The 22,380-nt window shown below is 39.9% G+C and carries 23 protein-coding genes; 5 read left to right on the top strand and 18 right to left on the bottom strand.

The window, feature by feature from the left end; all coding sequences use genetic code 11:
• Positions 1–8: 8 nt before the first annotated feature.
• The 3 genes from J7338_RS10650 to galU are packed head-to-tail and all read right to left on the bottom strand — an operon-like array spanning position 9 to position 3,098.
• A complete protein-coding gene (locus tag J7338_RS10650) occupies positions 9–836 on the bottom strand; it encodes a glycosyltransferase family 2 protein (protein WP_210797033.1) in 828 nt (275 codons plus the stop codon).
• Positions 837–850: 14 nt separating this feature from the next.
• Positions 851–2,194 (bottom strand): UDP-glucose dehydrogenase family protein, encoded by a 1,344-nt coding sequence (locus tag J7338_RS10655; protein ID WP_210797034.1) that lies wholly within the window; start codon positions 2,192–2,194, stop codon positions 851–853.
• A gap of 13 nt (positions 2,195–2,207) precedes the next feature.
• Positions 2,208–3,098: a UTP--glucose-1-phosphate uridylyltransferase GalU gene (galU, locus tag J7338_RS10660; RefSeq protein WP_210797035.1), complete on the bottom strand. Its 891-nt coding sequence runs from the start codon at positions 3,096–3,098 to the stop codon at positions 2,208–2,210.
• 268 nt (positions 3,099–3,366) lie between these two features.
• On the opposite strand from galU, the gene J7338_RS10665 reads away from it, so the two are divergent.
• The 4 genes from J7338_RS10665 (at position 3,367) to J7338_RS10680 (ending at position 8,009) form a co-directional block, all read left to right on the top strand.
• Positions 3,367–4,065 (top strand): transglutaminase-like cysteine peptidase, encoded by a 699-nt coding sequence (locus J7338_RS10665; RefSeq protein ID WP_210797036.1) that lies wholly within the window; start codon positions 3,367–3,369, stop codon positions 4,063–4,065.
• Entirely contained in the window at positions 4,049–6,055 is a 2,007-nt protein-coding gene (locus tag J7338_RS10670) for a bifunctional diguanylate cyclase/phosphodiesterase (RefSeq protein WP_210797037.1), read from the top strand. The genes J7338_RS10665 and J7338_RS10670 overlap by 17 nt, the downstream gene beginning before the upstream one ends.
• A 21-nt stretch (positions 6,056–6,076) precedes the next feature.
• Positions 6,077–6,622: a hypothetical protein gene (locus J7338_RS10675; protein WP_210797038.1), complete on the top strand. Its 546-nt coding sequence runs from the start codon at positions 6,077–6,079 to the stop codon at positions 6,620–6,622.
• A 61-nt stretch (positions 6,623–6,683) separates the two neighbouring features.
• Complete coding sequence (locus J7338_RS10680; RefSeq protein WP_210797039.1) at positions 6,684–8,009, top strand: O-antigen ligase family protein; 1,326 nt, start codon at positions 6,684–6,686, stop codon at positions 8,007–8,009.
• Positions 8,010–8,193: 184 nt separating this feature from the next.
• Here J7338_RS10680 and J7338_RS10685 read toward each other — a convergent pair whose 3' ends face one another.
• From J7338_RS10685 to yceD, 14 genes are all read right to left on the bottom strand, one after another.
• The gene (locus J7338_RS10685) at positions 8,194–10,047 is read right to left on the bottom strand and encodes a metallophosphoesterase family protein (protein ID WP_210797040.1); all 1,854 of its coding nucleotides are present in this window, start codon (positions 10,045–10,047) and stop codon (positions 8,194–8,196) included.
• 7 nt (positions 10,048–10,054) lie between these two features.
• Entirely contained in the window at positions 10,055–10,834 is a 780-nt protein-coding gene (locus tag J7338_RS10690; protein ID WP_210797041.1) for a TatD family hydrolase, read from the bottom strand.
• 11 nt (positions 10,835–10,845) lie between these two features.
• Positions 10,846–11,172 carry a PilZ domain-containing protein gene (locus tag J7338_RS10695; RefSeq protein ID WP_210797042.1) on the bottom strand — a complete coding sequence of 109 codons (327 nt, stop codon included), beginning with the start codon at positions 11,170–11,172 and terminating at the stop codon, positions 10,846–10,848.
• Between the two features lie 8 nt (positions 11,173–11,180).
• Positions 11,181–12,077 carry a DNA polymerase III subunit delta' gene (gene holB / locus J7338_RS10700; RefSeq protein WP_210797043.1) on the bottom strand — a complete coding sequence of 299 codons (897 nt, stop codon included), beginning with the start codon at positions 12,075–12,077 and terminating at the stop codon, positions 11,181–11,183.
• 1 nt (position 12,078) lies between these two features.
• Positions 12,079–12,708 (bottom strand): dTMP kinase, encoded by a 630-nt coding sequence (tmk, locus tag J7338_RS10705; protein ID WP_210797044.1) that lies wholly within the window; start codon positions 12,706–12,708, stop codon positions 12,079–12,081.
• 54 nt (positions 12,709–12,762) lie between these two features.
• The gene (gene mltG, locus J7338_RS10710) at positions 12,763–13,764 is read right to left on the bottom strand and encodes an endolytic transglycosylase MltG (RefSeq protein WP_210797045.1); all 1,002 of its coding nucleotides are present in this window, start codon (positions 13,762–13,764) and stop codon (positions 12,763–12,765) included.
• Positions 13,758–14,561 (bottom strand): aminodeoxychorismate lyase, encoded by an 804-nt coding sequence (gene pabC, locus J7338_RS10715; RefSeq protein WP_210797046.1) that lies wholly within the window; start codon positions 14,559–14,561, stop codon positions 13,758–13,760. The genes mltG and pabC overlap by 7 nt, the downstream gene beginning before the upstream one ends.
• Before the next feature lie 74 nt (positions 14,562–14,635).
• Complete coding sequence (gene fabF / locus J7338_RS10720; protein ID WP_210797047.1) at positions 14,636–15,874, bottom strand: beta-ketoacyl-ACP synthase II; 1,239 nt, start codon at positions 15,872–15,874, stop codon at positions 14,636–14,638.
• Between the two features lie 112 nt (positions 15,875–15,986).
• The gene (gene acpP, locus J7338_RS10725; protein WP_016707440.1) at positions 15,987–16,223 is read right to left on the bottom strand and encodes an acyl carrier protein; all 237 of its coding nucleotides are present in this window, start codon (positions 16,221–16,223) and stop codon (positions 15,987–15,989) included.
• Positions 16,224–16,463: 240 nt separating this feature from the next.
• A complete protein-coding gene (gene fabG, locus J7338_RS10730; protein ID WP_210797048.1) occupies positions 16,464–17,210 on the bottom strand; it encodes a 3-oxoacyl-ACP reductase FabG in 747 nt (248 codons plus the stop codon).
• Positions 17,211–17,222: 12 nt separating this feature from the next.
• Entirely contained in the window at positions 17,223–18,149 is a 927-nt protein-coding gene (gene fabD, locus J7338_RS10735; RefSeq protein WP_210797049.1) for an ACP S-malonyltransferase, read from the bottom strand.
• Between the two features lie 59 nt (positions 18,150–18,208).
• Positions 18,209–19,252: a phosphate acyltransferase PlsX gene (plsX, locus tag J7338_RS10740; RefSeq protein ID WP_210797050.1), complete on the bottom strand. Its 1,044-nt coding sequence runs from the start codon at positions 19,250–19,252 to the stop codon at positions 18,209–18,211.
• 12 nt (positions 19,253–19,264) lie between these two features.
• Positions 19,265–19,435 carry a 50S ribosomal protein L32 gene (gene rpmF, locus J7338_RS10745; protein WP_002962381.1) on the bottom strand — a complete coding sequence of 57 codons (171 nt, stop codon included), beginning with the start codon at positions 19,433–19,435 and terminating at the stop codon, positions 19,265–19,267.
• 9 nt (positions 19,436–19,444) lie between these two features.
• Positions 19,445–19,969 (bottom strand): 23S rRNA accumulation protein YceD, encoded by a 525-nt coding sequence (yceD, locus tag J7338_RS10750; RefSeq protein ID WP_210797051.1) that lies wholly within the window; start codon positions 19,967–19,969, stop codon positions 19,445–19,447.
• Positions 19,970–20,111: 142 nt separating this feature from the next.
• Here yceD and J7338_RS10755 point away from each other — a divergent pair, with 142 nt between their 5' ends.
• Positions 20,112–20,714, top strand: a complete 603-nt coding sequence (locus J7338_RS10755; RefSeq protein WP_210797052.1) for a Maf family protein — start codon at positions 20,112–20,114, stop codon at positions 20,712–20,714.
• Between the two features lie 192 nt (positions 20,715–20,906).
• Here J7338_RS10755 and rluC read toward each other — a convergent pair whose 3' ends face one another.
• The gene (rluC, locus tag J7338_RS10760) at positions 20,907–21,866 is read right to left on the bottom strand and encodes a 23S rRNA pseudouridine(955/2504/2580) synthase RluC (RefSeq protein WP_210797053.1); all 960 of its coding nucleotides are present in this window, start codon (positions 21,864–21,866) and stop codon (positions 20,907–20,909) included.
• Positions 21,867–22,380: the final 514 nt, after the last annotated feature.

Raw genomic sequence — 22,380 nt, forward strand, 5'->3', positions numbered from 1 at the left:
GAATCTTTTCATATTCGTGTACTCTCGTCCCTTTCCCATTTAATAGTCTTTAATTTTTTGATTTGCAACTTAGCGCGAAGAGTGGCTATAGAAATGACCATTGCATAAATTAAAAACTGAAATAAAGCTTGCTCTTTGATAGCAATTTTAAACAAAGAAGCAAAACTATTCCCCCCAGTGGTGGGTGACGTAAACTTCTTCTTTAATTCCATATTACCTAACTTACTTCTCGTTTTTATTTTAATAAGTGACCAAATAGTCCTTGGACTCATTACTACTGAATAACAAGAAGGGATCGTAGTCAAGTTAGCTGTACCTAAAGTCCCCTTAACATAACCATCATCAGCAATAACTTGCGGAAACTCTCCTAAGATATCACGGGCATTTGGGGAAATAAGGTACGCACCAGAGTTGACCATTCCAATGCGATAAGCAGGAGTTAGTTTCAAAAAGCTGTAGTACTTATTGGTTAAGAAACTACCATCTTGAATAATTCTGGTGTTTGGCGATGCAAATAAATAATCTTCAGATTCAATAAACTTAAGAATATTTCTAACACTTTCTGCGTTTATAATAACATCTGCATCTTGAACAAGTACATGTCCAAACTTAGCAATTTCAAGCCCCTTATTTATAGCTAAGACTTTTGAACCAGTTTCAAGCTCTACAACTTTAAAGGAAGGATATTTAGCTCTAACAAATTCGGCTGTATTATCCGTACAGCCATTTGGCAAGACAATTACCTCAACCTCCAAACTCGAAAAATTCGTTAATTCGGATAAAGTTTTTTCAATACATTTCTCTTCGTTATATGCAGGTATTATAACTGTCAACATCCTAAGACCCTTTACTATAAAATATTACGACCAATGGAATAATAACTGAAGCCTTTATTTTTTAGTCTGCGAGGTTCAAACAGATTACGTCCATCAAAGATAACTGGGGTCGTTAGTAATGACTTCATTAAAGAAAAATCTGGCGCTTTAAAGTTTTGCCACTCAGTACAAATTATCAGAGCATCTGCATTATTGAGTGCTGATTCTTTTGTACCCATAAAGTTTAAGTCATTTCTAGCACCATATATACGCTGTGTCTCTTCCATTGCTTCAGGATCATAAGCTTGCACTTTGGCTCCCGCTTTCCAAAGTTGTTCCATAAGAACTCGACTAGGGGCTTCTCTCATATCATCTGTGTTAGGTTTAAAACTTAATCCCCACAACGCAAAAGTCTTACCTTTAATTGCATCTGGATTTTTTTCTAATCCATAATGATTCGTAATGTATTCAAATAACTTATGCTTTTGAGCATAATTTACGGCTTCGACTGCTTTGAGTATTTTTGATTCGTAGCCTATGCCGTCAGTTGTACGAACAAGTGCTTGCACATCTTTAGGGAAACATGAACCTCCATAACCACAACCTGGGTATATAAACTGATAACCAATTCGTGGGTCTGAGCCTATGCCATGGCGAACATGCTCTATGTCGGCCCCGACTCTCTCAGCAATATTAGCCATTTCGTTCATAAAACTAATTTTTGTAGCTAGCATACAGTTAGCTGCATACTTAGTAAGCTCTGCACTTTTAATATCCATCACAATAATCTTTTCGTGATTTCGATTAAATGGCGCATAAAGCTCGCGCATTTGCTCTTCTGCATCAGCTGAATCTGTACCAATAATTATACGATCAGGACGTTTACAATCATTAACCGCAGCCCCTTCCTTTAAAAACTCAGGATTTGATACCACAGAAAAGGTTAAATCACTTTTCCGTTCATTAAGCGTTGACTGTATTGTTGCTTTAACTTTATCTGCAGTTCCAACAGGTACTGTTGACTTATCAATAATAACTTTTGGCTTTTGCATATACGTAGCAATAGTTTCTGCTACTTTTAATACGTACTTTAAATCTGCTGAGCCGTCTTCATCTGGCGGCGTTCCTACTGCAATAAATTGTAGTTCACCAAACTCAACACCAAACTGGGCATCTGTTGTAAATGTTAAACGCCCTTCAGCAAAATTTTTCTCCACTAAAGGCGTCAGCCCAGGCTCGTAAATTGGGATTATGCCTTTTTTGAGGTTTTCTATGCGGGTTTCATCAATATCAACGCAGCACACATCATGACCAGCATCCGCAAAAACTGTGGCTTGAACCAATCCCACATATCCAATTCCGTAAAAAGTTACTTTCATTTTATCTCTCTGATTATTTGATGAGTTCTTTCACACGTTTTGTAAATTCTTCACCAAGTAAATTTGATTGCATTGCATACTCTACGTTTGCAAGCATGTAGCCTAGTTTTGAGCCGCAGTCGTGTGATTTGCCTTTTAGGTGATACGCTTCAATTGTCTCAAGATGACGTAACTGCAGTAATGCATCAGTTAATTGAATTTCACCGCCAGCACCTGGAGGGGTAAACTCTAATAAACCCCAAATAGCAGGTGATACAACGTAGCGCCCTGTTATTGCTAAATTACTTGGTGCGCCGTCATTGTCCGGCTTTTCAACCATGTTAGTAATGACAGCATTTTCACCTGGTTGTATTTTTTTACCTGCAAGATCGACCACACCATAATTATGCACTTGCTCGTGAGGTACAGGCTCAACCATAATTTGATTGTGTTGAGTGCGCTCAAATTGTGCGATCATTTGTGCTAAATTATCAACCCTAAGGTCTGACTTGTATTGGTCAATAATTACATCAGGTAATAAAATAGCGAATGGGTTATCGCCAATAATTGGGCGAGTTTCAAGGATAGCGTGCCCTAAGCCTAACGGCGCCGATTGACGGACCGAAATAATGCTAACTTCTCTTGGGATTATTGAACGAACCTCTTCTAACAAACTTCGCTTTACGCGAGCTTCTAATGTGGCTTCTAGCTCAAAACTAATATCAAAATGGTTTTCTATGGCATTTTTTGAGGCATGAGTAACCAGTATAATTTCTTTAATACCGGCTTTAACCGCTTCGTTAACAACATATTGAATGAGGGGTTTGTCGACGAGAGGAAGCATTTCCTTTGGCGTTGCTTTGGTAGCAGGCAACATACGCGTCCCTAAACCTGCCACAGGAAGGACTGCTTTTAATACTTTCACTTCAACTCCTTTTAACGTTACTTTTTTTGGTTGTTCCGTAATTACTTTCCGATATTCTCGCCAAATTCAGCGGAGTTTTTGAAGTACTACAATCCATATGGGCGGGCATTATACACAACACATGCAATCGCTCAATATAAAAAGCAGTCTTTTTGATTGTTTTATGTTGCGTAATTGCTAACCCGCTAAACTGTGCTTTTTTTATAACCTATCATTTTAGTTTCAATGAGAATATAATTACCGCGTTAACTTTTTATGGATGGGCTTTGTGCGCGTAGGATTTTGCATCATTATATTAGTGTCTTTTTTTGCTTGTGCACAAGACATGCTTTTGCATTTGCGTAATAGCGATATAATAAGCCGTGCTAAACAATTTTATGGTGATGCTGGCCATCAACGAATAAAAACATGGCTAAATTTTATTGACGACTCAGCAGGTAAAAGTGAGTGGCAAAAAATTCATTTAGTTAATGATTTTTTTAATAAGCACATAAAGTACAAAACCGATGAGGACCTTTGGCAAAAAACAGATTACTGGGCCACGCCACTAGAAAGCTTAGGCGTAGGTATGGGTGACTGCGAGGACTATGTTATTGCAAAATATTTTACATTAATTGCCTTAGGTATCCCAGAAGATAAAATTCGGTTTATGTATGTGCGCCAGCGTACGGTTAATCAGCCACATATGGTACTTATATATTTTGAACAACCCAATCAGATACCGCTTGTGCTCGATAATTTTAATACAAAACTAGTGCCTGCAAGCAATCGCGGTGATTTAAAGCCAATATATAGTTTTAACGGCCAAGGTTTGTGGTTGGCAAAATCTAGAGGTTTGGGAAATAAAGTTAAAAATAGTCGTGGTGTCTCTGCTTGGAATACTATGCTTGAGCGAATTGAACAAGGTGAGCTTGCGCCCGCCAACGGTAACAATAAAGGAACTGGTAGTTATGTCTCGAATTTTTAAATATGGATTGAGTTTAAAGACCCAAGTATATAGCTTGATCATTTTAATTTCGGTAATTTCGTTTTGTGTACGTGTAATTATCGACGTAGATACAACCCGAAATTATCTGCAAACGCAAATGGCCAGCCATGCGCAGGACACTGCCACCAGTTTAGGGCTTTCTATATCACCCTATCTAGAAGACGATAGCCTAATGATTGCAGAGACAATGACAACTGCTATTTTTGACTCAGGTTATTATAGTGAAATTAAATTTACCGATGTACACAACAATGTGGTGTTTGAGTTACACAACCCAAAACGCGTTGAATCGGTCCCTAATTGGTTTATTAATGCTATTGAACTTAGTGCACCTACTATGCATTCTGAAATAAACAACGGCTGGATAATTGCTGGTACACTCGATGTAACCAGCCATACAGGACAATCTTATTTAACTTTGTGGCAGCACACATTACGCAGCTTATATAGCTCGTTTTTATTGTTAGCAACCTCTTTGGTTATTGCGTTTTTAATATTACGCGCGGTCTTTAGGCCGTTAAAAGTTGTAGAAAATCAAGCTACGTTAGTAACTCGTAAACGCTTTACTTTAAATAAAGAAATACCGGTAGCTCGTGAACTACGCACCGTTACTCAAGCCATAAATAATATGGTTATAAACTTACAAAGTACCTTTGACTCACTAACTAAACAAACTCAAGCACTCACCGAAGAAGTATATATAGATTCATTAACTGGGCTCGGTAACCGCAAGTCGTTTGAAAACCACTTTAATTCTGTTGTTAATAATATTTCAGACGATGCGCCAATTACCGCTATGATGCTTACCCTGCCTTCATTGAATAATATAAACCAAATTGTGAGCTATCAAGATGGCGATCAGTATGTGCTTGATGCGACAAAGTTACTAAGACACCTTGCTGGCGAATTACCAAACTCAACAGTATTCAAACTTAACGGGGGGACGTTTGTGCTACTGGCCCCATATGACGTTTTATTCTTAAATAAAGCACGCCTTGAACTTCTTGAAAAATTAAGCCAAAAAGAAAACAGCTTACATATAAATGGTTACGCCAATTTAGCATTGGTTGGTGTTGAACAAGGCACAAGTGTAGGTGAGGTCCTATCGCTACTTGATACAGGCTGTACAATAGGCAAAGACACCACCCTAAGCAGTAATGATAAAGAATCGCTATTTAGCGTTAATCAATGGCGTACACTGATTAAGTCGATTATAAATGCTGGTGAAGTCAGCTTTTCAATACAGCCAGTAAAGCAAGCCAATACAACGAAGTCTCAATGTTACTTTGAAGTATTTGCGCACTTCATTCATGATGGCGAGAAAGTAAATAACGGTCACTTATTCGCAATGGCCGAAAAGTTAAACTTAACCGAAGAACTCGATAAAAAGATTATCCGTAGTTTTGTGGATATAAAAGAGCAATACCCAAATGAGGTATTTGCACTAAACATTAGCAAAGCATCTTTATATTCGACTGACTTTATAGAGTGGCTTACTCTTTATTCGTACACTAAACCCGTTATAAAAACTAACTTGCTGTTTGAGCTTCACGAAATAAGTTTGCTATATAATGTACATGTGGCGTCGTTACATATAGATGCAATTAAAGAGCTGGGTATTAATGTCTGTATTGAACACTTTGGCACTAGCTTGACGTCGTTTAGGTACTTACAAGGCCTTGATATTGAATACGTTAAAATTGATGGTAGCTATATTCAAGATTTAGTAACCAATCCGCAAAGCCAATTTTATATTCAAACGGTTAACAATATTTGCCATGGTTTTGGCATTAAAGTTTTAGCCTGTTTAATTGAAAAAACAGAGACTTTAGAAATTCTTGAATACTTAGGGTGTGATGGTGTTCAAGGCAATTTGATACAAGCACCATCAAAAATTATTAAGTCTAATACAAATGGCGTAAATAAAGAGTTTACTTTTTGCATCGATGCGCTAATATTTTGCAATTAGTACTCAATCAAGGGATGAGAAATGAAAAAATTACTTTTAGCTGGCTTAGTCGCTAGCGCAACTGCTCTTACTGCTTTTCCAAGCTATGCACAAACGGACAATGTTACTGTGGCTCAAGAGGAGAGCATAAATGGCATTATTGACATTCTTAACAACGTGACGACTGATACTTCATCTGAGCAATTACGCAAAGACTTAGTAGAAGAAATTAAACGTATTTGTGAAAATGAAGGAAAAGTTAAGCTAGACGAAAAACTACTTAATGGTGCATGTGGCGCTGCAGACATTGATGCAATGATCACAGCTGTTGTTGCTAATTTTAGCGCAGACAACCCGTTAATCCCTGACTTTTTAGCTGCACTTTCAGATACTGATATCGACTCTGATACAATCACTCTTGCTGCAATTACTGCAGGTATTGATCCTACAATAGCTTCTGAAGCAACAGCTGCAGGCTCTGGTGCAGGCCCAGCTACTCCAGTAGTCGTTACCTTACCAACACTACCAATACCTTCTGGTGCTGGCGGTACTGGTGGTGATACTGGTATTTCTGAAGTCGCTAACTAGTTTCTAGTTAATAGTATATACAAACGCAGCACATAGCTGCGTTTTTACTTTTGAGTTTATTTTGAATCCTTTTATATTTTTTTGTATTTGCCTGATCCTATTTTTACTTCCCCTTCCCTTAGGTAGTTACAGACCTTGGGCAATTTTAGCCATTGGTATTTTCACTAGCTTTACTTTTATTGCTCACCTTACGCACAGTGTTTTAAATAATAACCAGTCACTATTTCCGCCCCGTTATACGTGGCCTATATTCGTTGCTTTAAGCATGGTTATTTTAGTATGTAGCGTACAGCTGTTTAGCGTTAGTGTTGACCCCTTTCAAACCAAACAAATGTTATTAAAAACGAGCTTTTTACTAATGTTGAGCTGGTTAATATTTAATTACTGTAATAGCGCAGAGCGAATTAAGAAGCTAATTTACGCTGTAATTTGTGCAGGTGTATTTCAGGCTTTATATGCTAGTTACTTAAACTTATCGCCCGATATTGTGAGTCCTTTATTTGGATACGGACATACTGACCGTGCAATTGGCACCTTTACCTACCCTAACTTTTTAGCTAACTACTTAGCTTTATGTTTATGTTTAGGCATAGGTGTATTAATCAGCGAATTAAAGCGCACAAATAATGGCTATCAGCCCACTTTTAAACAAACACTGCGCGCCTGGGTTGAAGTATTGTTAAGCTCTAAAATAATTTTACGTATTTCATTAATTATTATTATTGTGGCGCTTATATTAACTCGCAGTCGTATGGGTAACTCGGCGTTTTTTATTGCTCTGATAATAGTGAGCTTACTAGCGCTATTTTTTTATAAGCAAAAACCTAAAGCATTTAAACTACTTATTGTGAGCTTTTTTATAATTGATTTGATCATCATTGGTGCCATTTTTGATGTAGAAAAAGTAAAGCAACGTATTAGCGAAACCAGTTTACAATCGGAAACTCGCGATGAAGTCGTCCGAGACTCAATTCCGCTTATTCTAGATAACTCTATACTGGGCTCTGGCGGAGGTACTTTTTATACCGCGTTTCCAGCGTATCAATCTGAGCCCTACTCTGGGTATTACGATAACGCGCATAATGATTACGTTCAATTTGCGGTTGAGCTGGGTATTCCGGTTACGGTGTTATTAGGATTGCTGATACTTTATTGTTTGTGGTTGTGTTTTAATACCATGCGAACTCGTAAAACAGCACTTTATCAAGGCGTAGCCTTTGGTTGTGCTACAGCTATTGTGGCAATGATGCTGCATTCTTCGGTTGATTATTCATTACAGGCTGGCGCAAATTCGATGTTATTTATAGTGGTATTATGTTTAGCTATATTAACTAATCAATTACCCGCCCCTAAACGGCTTAAAAAACACCGTAGTGAATATAGTTGATACCTTGATATATAAAACAAATACGACATAGTGACGCTGCACTTTTAGAGGCTGTGGTTTAGTTTGTATCAGCAATTTTATATCACGTGAGAGTAGCAATAATTCATAACGCGGGGTAAACCCGCTGCTACGATTTCAAAATAATACCAACCTGATACTTATCCATCTAAAGCCTATTTTTAATTTATTGCTTTACTAAATCAAATTCGGTGGTGTGGCCATCGCCATGTATCAGCTTGTAACAAGCTAAATTTCCGGCCTCAAGAGTGATCAAGCTAATTGCTGAGTCACTCACTAAATATTTTTGGCTGTCGTCCTTTGTTTGGTGCTTATCAACCTCCATATGCCAACGTTTAGTGAAAAAGTTTAACGGGCTTTTAGGAGCATATAAAATCGAATCAAGCTTATCAAGAATATTAATTAACTTACGTGGAAACTCATTTTTTATGCCACTGGCTGTTAATTGCCAAATGCGGTTTGGATGCTTACCAAAACGTTTCTGTACTGAAAAACAGAATGAATAATGTACATCGCCCGATAAAATAAGCGTTTCTTTGGGGGTATCGTCACGGCGAAAAGTATCAAGTAACTTTTTGGCTGAGCCTTCATGAGCCATCCAGTTTTCAACATCGACCAGCAAGGGCTGAGCACACATATTAAATAGCGCTTGGATAGCTTCTATTGATTTCACCCCAAACACCGGCGCAGGCGACACTATGATCACTTGCTCATGGGTTAAGAGGCTGTTTTCAAGTTCAGTGAGGCGCTCCCAATCGAGCAAACCTGAGGGTTCATTAAAATTTTGTTCATTGCGCCAGCGGTGGGTACGTGTATCAAGCACCACTACTTTAGGCACAGTATTGAGCTCATAATGCCAATGATTAAAGTCCAATACTGTTTTATCAAACGCATTAAATTGCCATTGCTTTTGCTTGCTTAAACTAACTTTGAAATCATCGACTAACGCCGCAGTTTTAACCCCAGCATCATTACCAAAGCCTTGCATCAACCAGTAACTGATCAAACCATTATTAACAATACGTCGGCTAACTGGATGTTGATAAATAACCTGCTCCCAGCCTGCGGTTAAGTTCCAATCATCGGTGACATCATGATCATCAAACATCATCAGTGTCGATACATTGGCAAATAATCGCTGAACCTCGTATAGTCCTTGACTAAATTCGATTAACGCCTGTTTTTCATTTTCGAACAGTTGCTGACATTCCGCTGTTTTAGCTTGATAACTAATTGACGCTAAATCAATCAACGACCAAGCAACCGAGCTGAAATTTAGTAAATACAGCGCAATAAATTCTTCAAATGAGATTAAATGATTAGCTGCTTTTAAGCTGGAGAAATGCGGTTCGTCTTTTTTTAACCAATAGCCCACACCTATTTTATTACGCTGTTGCCATGGCACTTTAGGCAAAAATAAATGACGTTGATAAAGTTGCTCTGAGAGCTCCTCTGGCAATAGAATATCCAGTGGCAGCTCTTTGTAAATGCCCAATAACTCAATCAAACGATGGATTGCTATTAACATGGCTCCTGCCACATCATCGGCATACACCTGATCGCCCGACAGCAATAAAATATCAGCGCCGGCCTTACCATGAGTGCGCTGCTCAGCTTGCCACCGCTGTGCAGCAACTAGGCTATCTTGGGCTGGGTGATGTGGATTACGGCATGAGCCATGAAATATTTGCTCGAGAGTTTGTGGGATCACAAACTCTGGAGTTGCCTTGCCATCATAACAAAAATGACTGAGATCAACTTGCTGTTTATCGTTATATAAGCGATAGCTAAGCAGTTCATCAGTAGGTAAGTTTTCATTAATCGATTTTAATACAATAAAATGCAAAAACAGCTGACTACCAAGCACAATACTGTGATGTTCACTATAGGTATCAACGTTATCTAGCTCAATGCGGTATTGTGAAGGGATGCTGGTAGCAAATTGAAAGCACACCCCATTGGCGTCAGCACGGCGCACCATTGGCCCCATTAGTAGCTCTGGGAGTGCGGCTGTGCTCATACGCTACTTAACCTTTATCTACTAAATTAAATAGCGAATAAAAATTCGCCGTAGTGGCCTCGGCAAGCTCTTTATAACTAACACCTTTTAATTCTGCGATATAATACGCAACATCTTGTACATAGGCTGGTTGATTGGTTTTACCACGATACGGTACTGGTGCGAGATAAGGCGAGTCTGTTTCGATTAATAATCGATCAAGGGGGATTTGTTTAACCACATCTTTAAGTTCAACTGCATTTTTAAAGGTCACAATGCCTGAAATAGAGATATAAAAACCCATATCAATGGCTTTTTTAGCCATATCCCAATCTTCGGTGAAACAGTGCAGTACCCCACCGCAATCTTCTGCTTTGTGCTCACGCATTAAACTAATGGTGTCGACACGGGCATCACGGGTATGAATAATAAGTGGCTTTTGTAATTCATTAGCCACCTCAATATGGCCCACAAAGCTTGCTTGTTGCACGGCATGGGTGTCTTTCGAATAATAATAATCAAGCCCTGTTTCGCCAATTGCAACTACTTTATCCTGGCTTGCTAAATCAATTAAGCGTTGTTTATCAAGCGCATCTTTTTGATCAAGCGGATGAACACCGCACGACGCTGATACGTCACGGTAACCCTTAATTTTTTCCAGCATACTCGGAAATTGATCAAGTGTGACACTGACACATAAAAAGTGTTCGACTTGCTTGGCTCGTGCACTATCAAGTACTTGATCTAAGTTTAAATCGAGTTTATCAAAATCGAGTCGGTCTAAATGGCAATGAGAATCTACAATCACGTTACTGCTTTCTACATGGTATAAGTTGGATTACCAGAGTTTAACATAGTCCCTAGTAGTTTTTCGATCTTCAAATTGAGGTTAGTTTTATCATCGATAAAACTAATGCCAATCCCAGGTGGGTTAGAGCTTTGTGCACCTTGTGGTGTGATCCAAGTGACTTTCCCGGTTATTACATCATCTTCAAGGGCATCTGGTAACGTCACTTTTAGTGCCAATGAATGACCTAGTTCATAACGCATATTAGTGCGCACAAATAGTCCACCATTTTTTAGATACGGCATATAGCAGCGGTATAATTCATCTAGATCATCTAAATCGACTAATAATTCTTGCACAATCAATCCTACTTATAGCTTTTACGTAAACGATACGCTAAACAAGACACTGCCAACGGCAAGTTCAACCCTAATATTTGTGTACTGTTTTGCACAAATTCGGCTAATGCATTTTGTGCACTCTGGTATGAATCAAAATCCATTCCAGCAATGAGTTGTTGTTTTAATTGCTCGCTTAAAAATAAACAAAAGACGCGAACACGCTCTGTATCTTTACTGATAATATCAACTAACGCACTGAAATTATGGCCTTGTTTTAGCTCAGTTGCAAACTTATACAATTGATCGATTACCTGCAGTTGCTCATCTTGTTGCCAACGGGCAATCAATAATGGCTGCTGAGTAAACATCTTTAACCATGGATATGCAGGAACATGCAGTTGGGCAATCCAGTCCATAGCAACATTGGCATCATTCACTTTTACTTGTGTAAGCGCGCAACGACTTAAAATAGTGGCCGGTAATTGCGTTGTAGCACTCGTTGTTAGTAACAAAAATCGCTGCGGGCTGGGCTCTTCTAACGTTTTAAGTAAGGCATTGGCCGCCGCTATGGTCATTTTATGGCAATCATTGATCACCACCACTTTATTGGCATTTTGCGCCGCTGATTGATGCATAAAATCGCTGACACTGCGAATATCATCCACACCAATGCTTTGTCCATCTGCTTGCACAGTATATTTATCAGGGTGAGTAACGGCTTGATTTAAATGGCAGCTTTTGCAATGTCCACACGCAACTAAATTTTGCGGTGCGCTACACAGTAATGCATTGGCAAGTTGTTCAACTAGGGCGCGTTTACCGACACCTTGTTGACCATTAAATAATAGCCCATGGTGAAAGCGCCCAGCATTAAAACTAGCGCTTAGTTGCTGCTGCACATCATTAAGCCAAGGATAAATCATGTTAAGGATTACTTTTTACAAATTGCTCAAGCACCGCGATGATGTCATGATGGACTAACTCCATACTCTGTCCAGCATTGACTGTTTTAATGCGCTCATCGTTATTGGCAAGTTCTAAATAGCGCGCTCTGGTGCGTTCAAAAAAACTCAATGCTTGTTGCTCTATACGATCCAGCTCACCGCGTCCTTTCGCACGAGCAAGGCCCACCGCAGGTTCAATGTCCAAATAAATGGTGAGATCTGGTTTTAAACCTTTTAATACAATATTGGCGAGAGAATCTAACGTAGTAGCGGCAATTTCACGTCCACCGCCTTGGTAAGCCTGCGATGATAGATCGTGTCGATCGCCTAATACCCATTGTCCTTTAGCAAGAGCTGGACGAATAACATTATGCAGCAGTTGCGAACGGGCTGCATACATCAGCAGTAATTCTGTTTCGCTGGCAATCTGTTCGACATGGTTATCTTTTACAATAGTGCGCAGTGCTTCAGCGATGGGTGTGCCGCCGGGCTCGCGTACATTAATAAAATCAACTTTGTGCTGCTCTAAAAATTGTTGGCAAATTGCTATAGCTGTCGATTTACCGGCCCCTTCTAAGCCTTCAATCACAATAAATTTTGCTGCTGTCATGATCTCTCTTTTTAGTTTGAAAAAGCATTGATCTGCTTTCTCGTTTTATATTTTTTACTCTGATTTGCTTAACTGTTTTTGATAACGTAAGTAATCTTGTACTGCTTTGTTATGTTCTTTTAAGGTTTTAGAAAATTGATGGCTACCATCGCCTTTGGCAACAAAATAAAGGTACTCAGACTCAGGTGGATTGACTGCTGCAAGTATTGCCGCTTTTGACGGCATAGCAATCGGTGTAGGCGGTAAGCCATTAATTTTATATGTATTATACGGAGTATGATTAGTTAAATCTTTACGTTTTATATCACCATCAAAGTCAGCGCCAATGCCATAAATCACGGTTGGATCAGTTTGCAAGCGCATTTTTGTATTTAGTCGATTAGTAAAGACAGAAGCTATTAATGGCCGTTCGCTGGCAAGGCCTGTTTCTTTTTCAATAATTGAGGCCATAATCAATGCTTCGTAGGCGGTTTTAAACGGTAAATCAGCAGCCCTGCTTTGCCAAGCCTCATCAAGTACATTTTGCATTATTTTATGCGCTCGTTTGAGCACTGAGCTTGTTGTATCATTCGCATGATAATAATAAGTATCAGGAAACAGCCATCCTTCTAAATGCTGTTCAGAGCCAACGATTTGCTGAGATAGCTCACTAAGGTTTAAATCTTGACGAAGATACTGGGCTTTACTTATTGCTGCTAACACGTCACGCAGTGACTGACCCTCAATAATTGTAAAACTAAAACTTACTTGCTTGCCTTGATTGATTTGCCGAATATTGTCAAGCACCGTGGTGTTCTTAAGTTGATATAATCCAGCTTTTAAATCCGTCAATGTCGGATCGAGCTTAGTGAGTATTTGATAACGGAAACAGCCTTCTAACCACTTTTTAGCCTGCCATTGTTGGCATAATTGATTAAACCCAGTGCCTTTTTTAACTTCAAATAGCGTACTCGCTGGAACAACTAATGTACTGTTGATAGTGCTTTGTAATTGTTGATAACCAATGCCTATGGCCAGCAATGCTAACAACACGATAGAGAAAATCACTCTTAACACGCAGACTCCTTGGCTAAAAAACCATGTAATAGTCTTAAACTAGTTGTTAAATCAAACTCAGTATCAGCAATAGCTAAAACAGGAACAATGGCCATTAAACTGTTACACAGATACACTGCATCCATTTGCAATAATTCAGACAATGTAATATCAATAAATTCAATTTCTAACTTATTACACAGTGATTGCAGATAAACCCCTTTGATACCGCAGTTTTGTAAATTTGGGCTGACAATGCGACCATTGTGAATGGCAAAAATATTCGCAGCAGAGGCTTCAATCACATTATTGTGGTAATCACAAACCAAAACATCATCACATGTTTGTGCGTCCATCGCGCGTTTGATCATGACTTGCTCTAAACGGTTTAAGGTTTTTAAACCCGCAAGTAATGGCTGTGAAGCAAGCTTTATAGGACTTACCGCAAGTTTCACCCCCTTCAGCGCTTGTTGATAATAATGCCCAGGAAACGCTAACTGCGATAACAAAATAGTGGTTTGCGGCAGCTCAGGCAATGCATAGCCTCGCCCGCCTTCACCCCGAGTGACAACGATTTTTAACACACCCAGAGACACGCTTTGAATATAACCGTTAACGGCTTGCGTTAGCGCGGCGATATCAAGCGCATCGAAACCTAAACGTGAAGCGCACTCTTCCAAGCGCGCACAATGTAACGGCCAGTGTTCAACCTCGCCATTGTGCACTTTTGCGGTAGTAAAAAAACCATCACCATAATTCAAGCCTCGGTCTTTAATACTCACTGTACTTGTAAGATCTGTAAAAATTATTGTTTGCATCGGTTTTTGTTTTTTTGCATATAAAAAAGCCCAGTAACAACTGGGCTCTTATTTTGTTTCGTTGTTAAAAAAGATTATACCTTTTTAAATACCAACGAGCCATTAGTACCACCAAAACCAAATGAATTACATAATGCGTAATCAAGTTTCGCATCACGAGCCGTGTGTGGAACGTAGTCCAGATCACAGCCTTCATCAGGGTTATCAAGGTTAATTGTCGGGGTTACTTTTTGATCTTGTAACGACAAAATAGTGATAATTGATTCAACAGAGCCTGCTGCACCGAGTAAATGACCCATCATAGATTTAGACGAACTCACCATCACATCTTTTGCTGCATTACCAAAAACTGACTTAACTGCTGAGGTTTCTGCTTTATCTCCGGCGTTGGTTGAAGTACCGTGCGCATTGATATAACCCACTTGATCTGCATTGATTTTTGCATCATTTAACGCATTTTCCATTGCCAAGGCTGCACCGGCACCATCTTCTGGTGGCGACGTCATGTGATAAGCGTCACCGCTCATACCAAAACCAACTAACTCAGAGTAAATTTTAGCACCACGGGCTTTCGCATGTTCATACTCTTCAAGTACGATCACACCTGCGCCATCAGCTAATACAAAACCATCACGGTCTTTATCCCACGGACGAGACGCGGCTTGGGGATCATCGTTTCGGGTCGATAACGCACGTGCAGCATTAAACCCCCCCATACCTATCGGTGTAGACGCTTTTTCAGCACCACCTGCAACCATCGCATCAGCGTCACCGTACGCAATCATACGCGCCGCATGGCCGATATTATGCAAACCTGTGGTACATGCTGTAACAATTGAAATATTTGGACCACGAAGACCGTGCATAATCGATAGATGACCTGAGATCATATTGATAATGGTCGACGGCACGTAAAAAGGAGAAAGCTTACGTGGGCCACTGTTTAATAGTTTGATGTGGTTCTCTTCTATCAGCGTTAAACCACCAATGCCTGAACCTACAGCAACACCAACGCGCGGTGCGTTTTGCTCTGTGATCTCAAGGCCAGAATCTTGTAGTGCCTGCACACCCGCTGCTATGCCATACTGGATAAACAAATCCATTTTCTTAGCATCTTTAGGTGACATATAGTTAGATGCATCAAAATCATTCAGCAAACCTGCGAATTTGGTGCCAAAACTTGAAGTATCGAAATGCGTGATAGTTTGAATACCACTTTTGCCATTTAACAAGCCTTGCCAGGTTGATTCAACATCGTTACCTAGCGGTGTCAACATTCCTAAGCCAGTTACGACTACTCGACGTTTAGCCACGGGTTGCCTCCAATAAGGGAATTATTATTTTAGGTGGGTGTGTACTAAATTAATTAGTATCATATTATGGATAGATTAAGGGCAGCGAATGCTGCCCTTAATGTGCGATCGATTACTCAGCGTGAGCTGTTACGTAATCGATTGCAGCTTGTACTGTAGTGATCTTTTCAGCTTCTTCGTCTGGGATCTCAGTGTCAAACTCTTCTTCAAGAGCCATTACTAATTCAACAGTATCAAGTGAATCGGCGCCTAAGTCATCAACGAAAGAAGCTTCGTGCTTTACTTCTTCTTCTTTAACACCTAGTTGCTCAATGATGATTTTCTTTACGCGTTCTTGGATGTCGCTCATTCTTCTTTCCTTTATTAAAAACGCCAATGCGTTATTTTCAGATTGCGGCGTAGTTTACGGCGCATAATTCTGTGATTCAAGGATTTGCTGATAATTTTTTATCTGGTCAAACCTCTTGACGGTTATTTGTGTCTTTTATCGCTTATTTTCAGTACGAATTCAAGTATGTTTAAAGCAAGTTAACAAAAAATTCAATATTTTTCGACAAACCGACTCAAAACAAAATAGGAACAAAGTCCCTTACACCATGTACATCGCACCATTTACATGCAGGGTTTCACCCGACACATACGCTGCCGCATCAGATGCTAAATAGCATACTGCGGCTGCAATCTCGTCAGGTTGACCTAAACGTCCAGCAGGAACATTAGCAAGCGTAGCTGCTTTTTGCTCATCTGTAAGCTCATCGGTCATATCTGTTTGGATAAAACCTGGTGCTACCACGTTCACAGTAATGCCACGAGATGCAACTTCACGCGCAAGTGACTTAGAAAAACCAATGACGCCTGCTTTAGCTGCTGCATAGTTAGCTTGGCCTGCGTTCCCCATTGTACCAACAACTGAACCAATATTGATAATACGGCCATTTTTCTTTTTCATCATCGGGCGTAAAACAGCCTTAGATAAACGGAAAATAGAGCTTAGGTTAGTGTTAATTATATCGTCCCATTCTGCGTCTTTCATACGCATAAGTAAATTATCACGGGTAATACCAGCATTATTTACTAATATATCAATATCGCCTAAATCTGCCTTTATCGCAGCAAGTGTTGCCTCAATCGATGCAGGATCTGTTACGTTAAGTGCATAACCTTTACCGTTATCACCTAAATATTCGCTGATATTTGTAGCACCTGACTCGCTGGTTGCAGTACCAGCTACTTTAGCACCTTGCGCCACAAGCGTGGTTGCAATTGCTTTACCAATACCACGACTTGCACCAGTAATAAGGACAATTTTGCCCTCTAAAGAAAATAAATTTGCCATTGTTTCCTACTCTTATTTTGCTGCATCGATGTTAGCTTGGTCATTTACCGAGCCACACACCATTGCTTTATCAATTCGTTTTGCAAGGCCCGTCAGCACTTTACCTGGGCCAAACTCATAGCTTTGTGTAATACCTTGTGCCACTAGCGCTTGTACCGTCTCAGTCCAACGTACTGGGCTATATAATTGACGAACCAAAGCATCTTTAATTGCATCTGCTGAATTTGCAGCAGTTACATCGACATTATTAATTACATCACACTTAGGTGTATTAAATGTTAAAGCGGCTAAATCAGCTGCTAACTTTTCTGCGGCTGGTTTCATTAACTCACAATGTGAAGGCACGCTTACTGATAATGGCAACGCACGCTTTGCACCCGCTTCTTTACATGCCTCTGAGGCTCTGTCTACGGCAGCTTTATGTCCTGCAATAACAACTTGACCCGGAGAATTATAGTTTACCGGTGCAACTACTTCGCCTTGAGCTGACGCTGCGCATGCAGCTTTAATTTCGTCATCGCCTAAACCAATGATTGCTGCCATAGAGCCAACACCTGCAGGCACGGCTTCTTGCATATATAAACCACGGTTTTCTACCAGTTTTACTGCTTGCGCTAAGCTTAGTACATCGGCACAAACCAGCGCTGAATACTCGCCTAAACTGTGACCTGCCATTGTGACATCTGTATCTGGATTTGCAGTAAGCCATTGGCGGTAAATAGCCACTGATGCTGTTAATAATGCAGGTTGCGTACGATGGGTTTGATTGAGTTCTTGTTCTGGACCATTAAGTACTAACGCTGCCAAATCATAACCAAGTGCTTCTGATGCTTCTGCAAACGTTGCTTTAACAACGTCAGATTGATCTAAAAGCTCATTTAACATACCCACGGTTTGTGAGCCTTGACCTGGAAAAACAAGTGCAATTTTTTGTGCCATATTTTGCTCTTTTAATTAAACAAATAAATAAATGTTTAAGTACACACCTGACAAAATAATTAATCGTCGGTTGCGACTTTTTTAGTTGAATGTGTTTGATCGAAGATAGCGGCTATTTTTTCTGGAAGTTGGCGTTCGACTTCTCTAACTGCTTCATCGATTGCAGCATGAAATGCTTTAGCTGAGGCATTTCCATGGCTTTTTACGACAATACCGCGTAATCCTACCAGAGAAGCGCCGTTATACTGGTCGGGGTTCACCCGTTTATAGAGTTTTTTTATCACTGGCTGTAACATAAACGCCAAACATTTATAGAAAAAATGCTTCTGCAAAGCTTTGGTAAGCTTAAACATGATAAGTTTAGCAATGCCTTCGCAGGTCTTTAACGCCACATTCCCGACAAACCCTTCGCAGACGATCACATCAGACTTACCAGTAAAAATATCGCTGCCTTCACTGTAACCAATATAATTGAGATGATCACATTGCTGCATCAGTTGCGCAGCTTGTTTGATATCTTCATGGCCCTTAATGTCTTCTGAGCCAATATTTAATAAACTGACTTTCGGATTATCACAGCCTAACGCTTGTCCGGCCACCACCGAGCCCATAATACCAAACTGATATAAAGTTTGCGCATCACAATGCACGTTCGCACCTAAATCAAGTAAGTAAACCGGATTTTTTCGCTCAGTTGGCACAGCCGAGATCAATGCAGGACGTTTTACGCCTGGCAACATTTTCAGCACATAGTGAGCCATAAATAATAATGCACCGGTATTTCCGGCACTCACGCACGCTTGTGCCTCACCTGATTTAACTAAATCAAGGGCAACGCGCATCGAGGAATCTTTTTTAGATCGCACAGCAGAAGACGGTTCACAGCTATTGGTGACTACTTGACTACAATGACGAATTATTAAGCGAGAATGAGATAGAGAATCGAGAGACTCGAGTTCTTTAGATATTACTTGTTCGTTGCCACATAAGATCAATCTTAGGTCGGCATTGGCATTTACCGCGTTAACGGCTGCGGGGATAGATGAACGGGGGCCATAATCGCCCCCCATCATATCTAACGCAATGGTTAGATTGGTCAGCATAAAAGCAATCTCTTATTTAGAAATTACTTGAACGCCTTTGTAGTAACCATCTGCAGTCACATGGTGACGACGATGAGTCTCACCAGATGTTTGGTCTACAGTTAAAGTTGGACCACTGATCGCATCGTGTGAACGGCGCATGCCGCGTCTTGCACGAGACTTTTTGCTCTTTTGTACAGCCATAGTCTTCTCCTAAGAATCTTTCTTAAGTTGTTTCAAAATATCAAATGGATTTGGTTTATCATCTTCCGCTTTTAATACACCAAAGCTGGCAGGCTTTGCTGAATAACTGCATGAAGCTTCGTTGTGGGTAGCAACTAATGGCACTGCTAAAATTAGTTCGTCTTCGATTAAATCAAACACGTTAATTTCACCATTTTCATCAAGTGCTACTTCATCGTAGTCTTCTGGAAAATTATCTAACTCTGTATCCTCATCTACTGGAGAATAAACAAAGTCTTGAACCAAATCCAACCCTAAATCACCATTACAACGTTGACAAGTAACAGTTACGTGTGTGGACAGATTGCCTCTAATCACAGCGAAACCTTGCTCATCGTTTTTGCAATGAATTTTTACCGCTATTTCACCTACTTCTTCCTGCACAACTTCCCGTAAACGGACAAGTTTTTCAAGCGGGACAATGCCGTCGTACTTTAAACGGTGTTGCGCTGCTTTGCCTGGATGAAGAGTGATGGGAATTTTCACCTTTTGCATAGGGGCTGCATCATATAGATAGTTACTTGGTTAGTCAAAGTAAAAAACCTTTTTTAGGTGGTTTTTCGCGATTCATTTCTTTGTTTTGCCGACGGATCTGATTTATCCTAACTCAATCTGATTTTCATTAGGAAAACAATCCATGCAGCACTCGCTTATTTTAGCCTCAAGTTCACCCTTTCGTCAGTCTTTATTGAAAAAATTTAATTTACCTTTCAGTACTTTTTCACCGGACGTTGACGAAACGTCGCACCCTAAAGAAACACCACAAGCGCTTGTAGCGCGTCTCAGTGAGCTTAAAGCCCGTGCCGCTAACCAACATTTTAGCCAAGGTTTAGTTATCGGCTCTGATCAAGTCGCCGTGTTCGAGCAACAAATTTTGGGTAAACCGCATAATAAACAAAATGCCATCAAACAACTTAGTTTATTTAGCGGTAATACAGTGACATTTTTAACTGGTTTATGTGTTTATGACATTCAAAATAATAAAACAAAAACCCTTGTCGAGCCCTTTAACGTCACTTTTAGAACACTCACACAGGCACAAATAAGTGCCTATTGCGACGCAGAGCAACCGTATAACTGCGCTGGCAGTTTTAAAAGTGAAGGCCTTGGTATTTGTTTATTTGAAAAACTCAGCGGCGATGACCCTAACAGCTTAATTGGCTTACCACTTATCAAACTCAACCAGTTATTGGCTGAGTTTGGTTTGGATGTACTTAATCAACAAGCTCAACTGCGTTAATTAAAAGCTCATGTAACTGTTGATACGAGTCAACCGAGGCAATAGTGCAAATTCGCTAAGTTGCAGCGTGTTATGCACCCCATCGTTACACCTAAACGGTCAATATTGGCCGCTTTGCCCATGCTGTTAACGATTTTAGGTACTGAATCCATTACAGTGCCATCTTAATCGAATATTACTAATTATACGATTTCACGATTTAGCGGCGCGTAAGGTTTTAATACAATTAGTTAAGGCTTTATCTAGTGGTGCTTCCACACGCATAGTTGATTCGTTTTTAGGATGATAGAAACTCAAATCGTGTGCATGTAAAAATAATCGCCCCAACCCCACTTTACGCATCGCCGCATCAAATGCTTGGTTTCCGTATTTATCATCACACGCAATTGCATGACCTTTACATTGTGTATGCACACGAATTTGATGCGTACGACCAGTAACTGGTGATGCCTGCACCAGTGAGCATTCATTAAAACGTTCTAGCACTTTAAAGCGGGTATGAGATGGCTTACCTTCGGTGTTATTAACACGAACAACACGCTCACCCGATTGCAAAGTGTTCTTTAACAGCCCTTCGGTAACGTTTTTATCTTTTGAATCCCATTGCCCGTCAACCAATGCCCAGTAATTTTTTCCCATGGTTTTTTCGCGTAACTGTTCGTGTAAGCTGGTTAACACTGAACGACGTTTCGCAATCAGTAAACAGCCTGAGGTATCGCGGTCTAAACGGTGTACTAACTCTAAGCTACGCTCATCAGGGCGCAGTACGCGTAATGCTTCAATTAAGCCATAACTTAAGCCACTGCCGCCATGCACAGCCATACCTGATGGCTTATTAATGACCATTAGGTATTTATCTTCAAATAAAATAGCGTCTTCAAGTTTGGTGACTACATCAAGGTTTTTTGGCACAAACTCTTCACGTTCAGCCACTTTGATTGGCGGAATACGAACGATGTCATCAAGCTGTAATTTATACACAGGCTTGATGCGTTTTTTATTAACACGCACCTCACCTTTACGAAGAATTCGATATACAGCGCTTTTAGGCACCCCTTTTAAATGGGTAATAAGAAAGTTATCAATCCGTTGACCCAAATGGTCTTCGGTAATCGTGACGAAAGATACTTGTAAGCCGGTTTTTTCTGACATTGCCTAATCACTGATTTAAGTAAAATAATTTTAGTTGCTAACACAGTTATAATAATGGGATAATCACCGACGCAAATATATATTTGCAAATAACAACGGTGCTTTTTAACACATTAAAACATTCGTGATGCACATTCTGGGTAATTGATCATACAGATCCGAGATAAGTTTTCCAAAGCTTTTATACATACCCAGTTTACACGTGCGTTCAATTAACTCCGATGCGTGTAATATATCGCCAGTTAAGTTTGAGCATGAAGTGTTATTAAATGTTGATAAAAAAAGCAATTTGAACAGATAATTTGTCTGATCGTGACGGCGTACGATACGCCGTTCAGCAGATGTACTGTAAAACACCTAAGTTAATTTAATAAATGGTCGACTCTGGACAGAACTCGAATACGTCACTGTAAAAACAGCCGATAGTTTTGGCACCATAATAGAATTTAATAACGTGACAACACGTTATTGTCAGCCAGCACCATAAAGATACTTAAAATATGAATACAGTACC

It is taken from the genome of Pseudoalteromonas ostreae (assembly GCF_018069805.1).
GTDB lineage: Bacteria > Pseudomonadota > Gammaproteobacteria > Enterobacterales > Alteromonadaceae > Pseudoalteromonas > Pseudoalteromonas ostreae.

What these genes read in the sequence shown, in the direction of transcription:
- J7338_RS10655 (WP_210797034.1), bottom strand. Translation starts at nt 2,194, where the DNA reads ATGAAAGTAACTTTTTACGGAATTGGATATGTGGGATTGGTTCAAGCC.
- plsX (WP_210797050.1), bottom strand. Translation starts at nt 19,252, where the DNA reads ATGCTGACCAATCTAACCATTGCGTTAGATATGATGGGGGGCGATTAT.
- holB (WP_210797043.1), bottom strand. Translation starts at nt 12,077, where the DNA reads ATGATTTATCCTTGGCTTAATGATGTGCAGCAGCAACTAAGCGCTAGT.
- J7338_RS10685 (WP_210797040.1), bottom strand. Translation starts at nt 10,047, where the DNA reads ATGAGCACAGCCGCACTCCCAGAGCTACTAATGGGGCCAATGGTGCGC.
- rluC (WP_210797053.1), bottom strand. Translation starts at nt 21,866, where the DNA reads ATGTCAGAAAAAACCGGCTTACAAGTATCTTTCGTCACGATTACCGAA.
- J7338_RS10675 (WP_210797038.1), top strand. Translation starts at nt 6,077, where the DNA reads ATGAAAAAATTACTTTTAGCTGGCTTAGTCGCTAGCGCAACTGCTCTT.
- J7338_RS10670 (WP_210797037.1), top strand. Translation starts at nt 4,049, where the DNA reads ATGTCTCGAATTTTTAAATATGGATTGAGTTTAAAGACCCAAGTATAT.
- J7338_RS10755 (WP_210797052.1), top strand. Translation starts at nt 20,112, where the DNA reads ATGCAGCACTCGCTTATTTTAGCCTCAAGTTCACCCTTTCGTCAGTCT.
- J7338_RS10650 (WP_210797033.1), bottom strand. Translation starts at nt 836, where the DNA reads ATGTTGACAGTTATAATACCTGCATATAACGAAGAGAAATGTATTGAA.
- tmk (WP_210797044.1), bottom strand. Translation starts at nt 12,708, where the DNA reads ATGACAGCAGCAAAATTTATTGTGATTGAAGGCTTAGAAGGGGCCGGT.
- fabD (WP_210797049.1), bottom strand. Translation starts at nt 18,149, where the DNA reads ATGGCACAAAAAATTGCACTTGTTTTTCCAGGTCAAGGCTCACAAACC.
- fabG (WP_210797048.1), bottom strand. Translation starts at nt 17,210, where the DNA reads ATGGCAAATTTATTTTCTTTAGAGGGCAAAATTGTCCTTATTACTGGT.
- pabC (WP_210797046.1), bottom strand. Translation starts at nt 14,561, where the DNA reads ATGCAAACAATAATTTTTACAGATCTTACAAGTACAGTGAGTATTAAA.
- rpmF (WP_002962381.1), bottom strand. Translation starts at nt 19,435, where the DNA reads ATGGCTGTACAAAAGAGCAAAAAGTCTCGTGCAAGACGCGGCATGCGC.
- acpP (WP_016707440.1), bottom strand. Translation starts at nt 16,223, where the DNA reads ATGAGCGACATCCAAGAACGCGTAAAGAAAATCATCATTGAGCAACTA.
- yceD (WP_210797051.1), bottom strand. Translation starts at nt 19,969, where the DNA reads ATGCAAAAGGTGAAAATTCCCATCACTCTTCATCCAGGCAAAGCAGCG.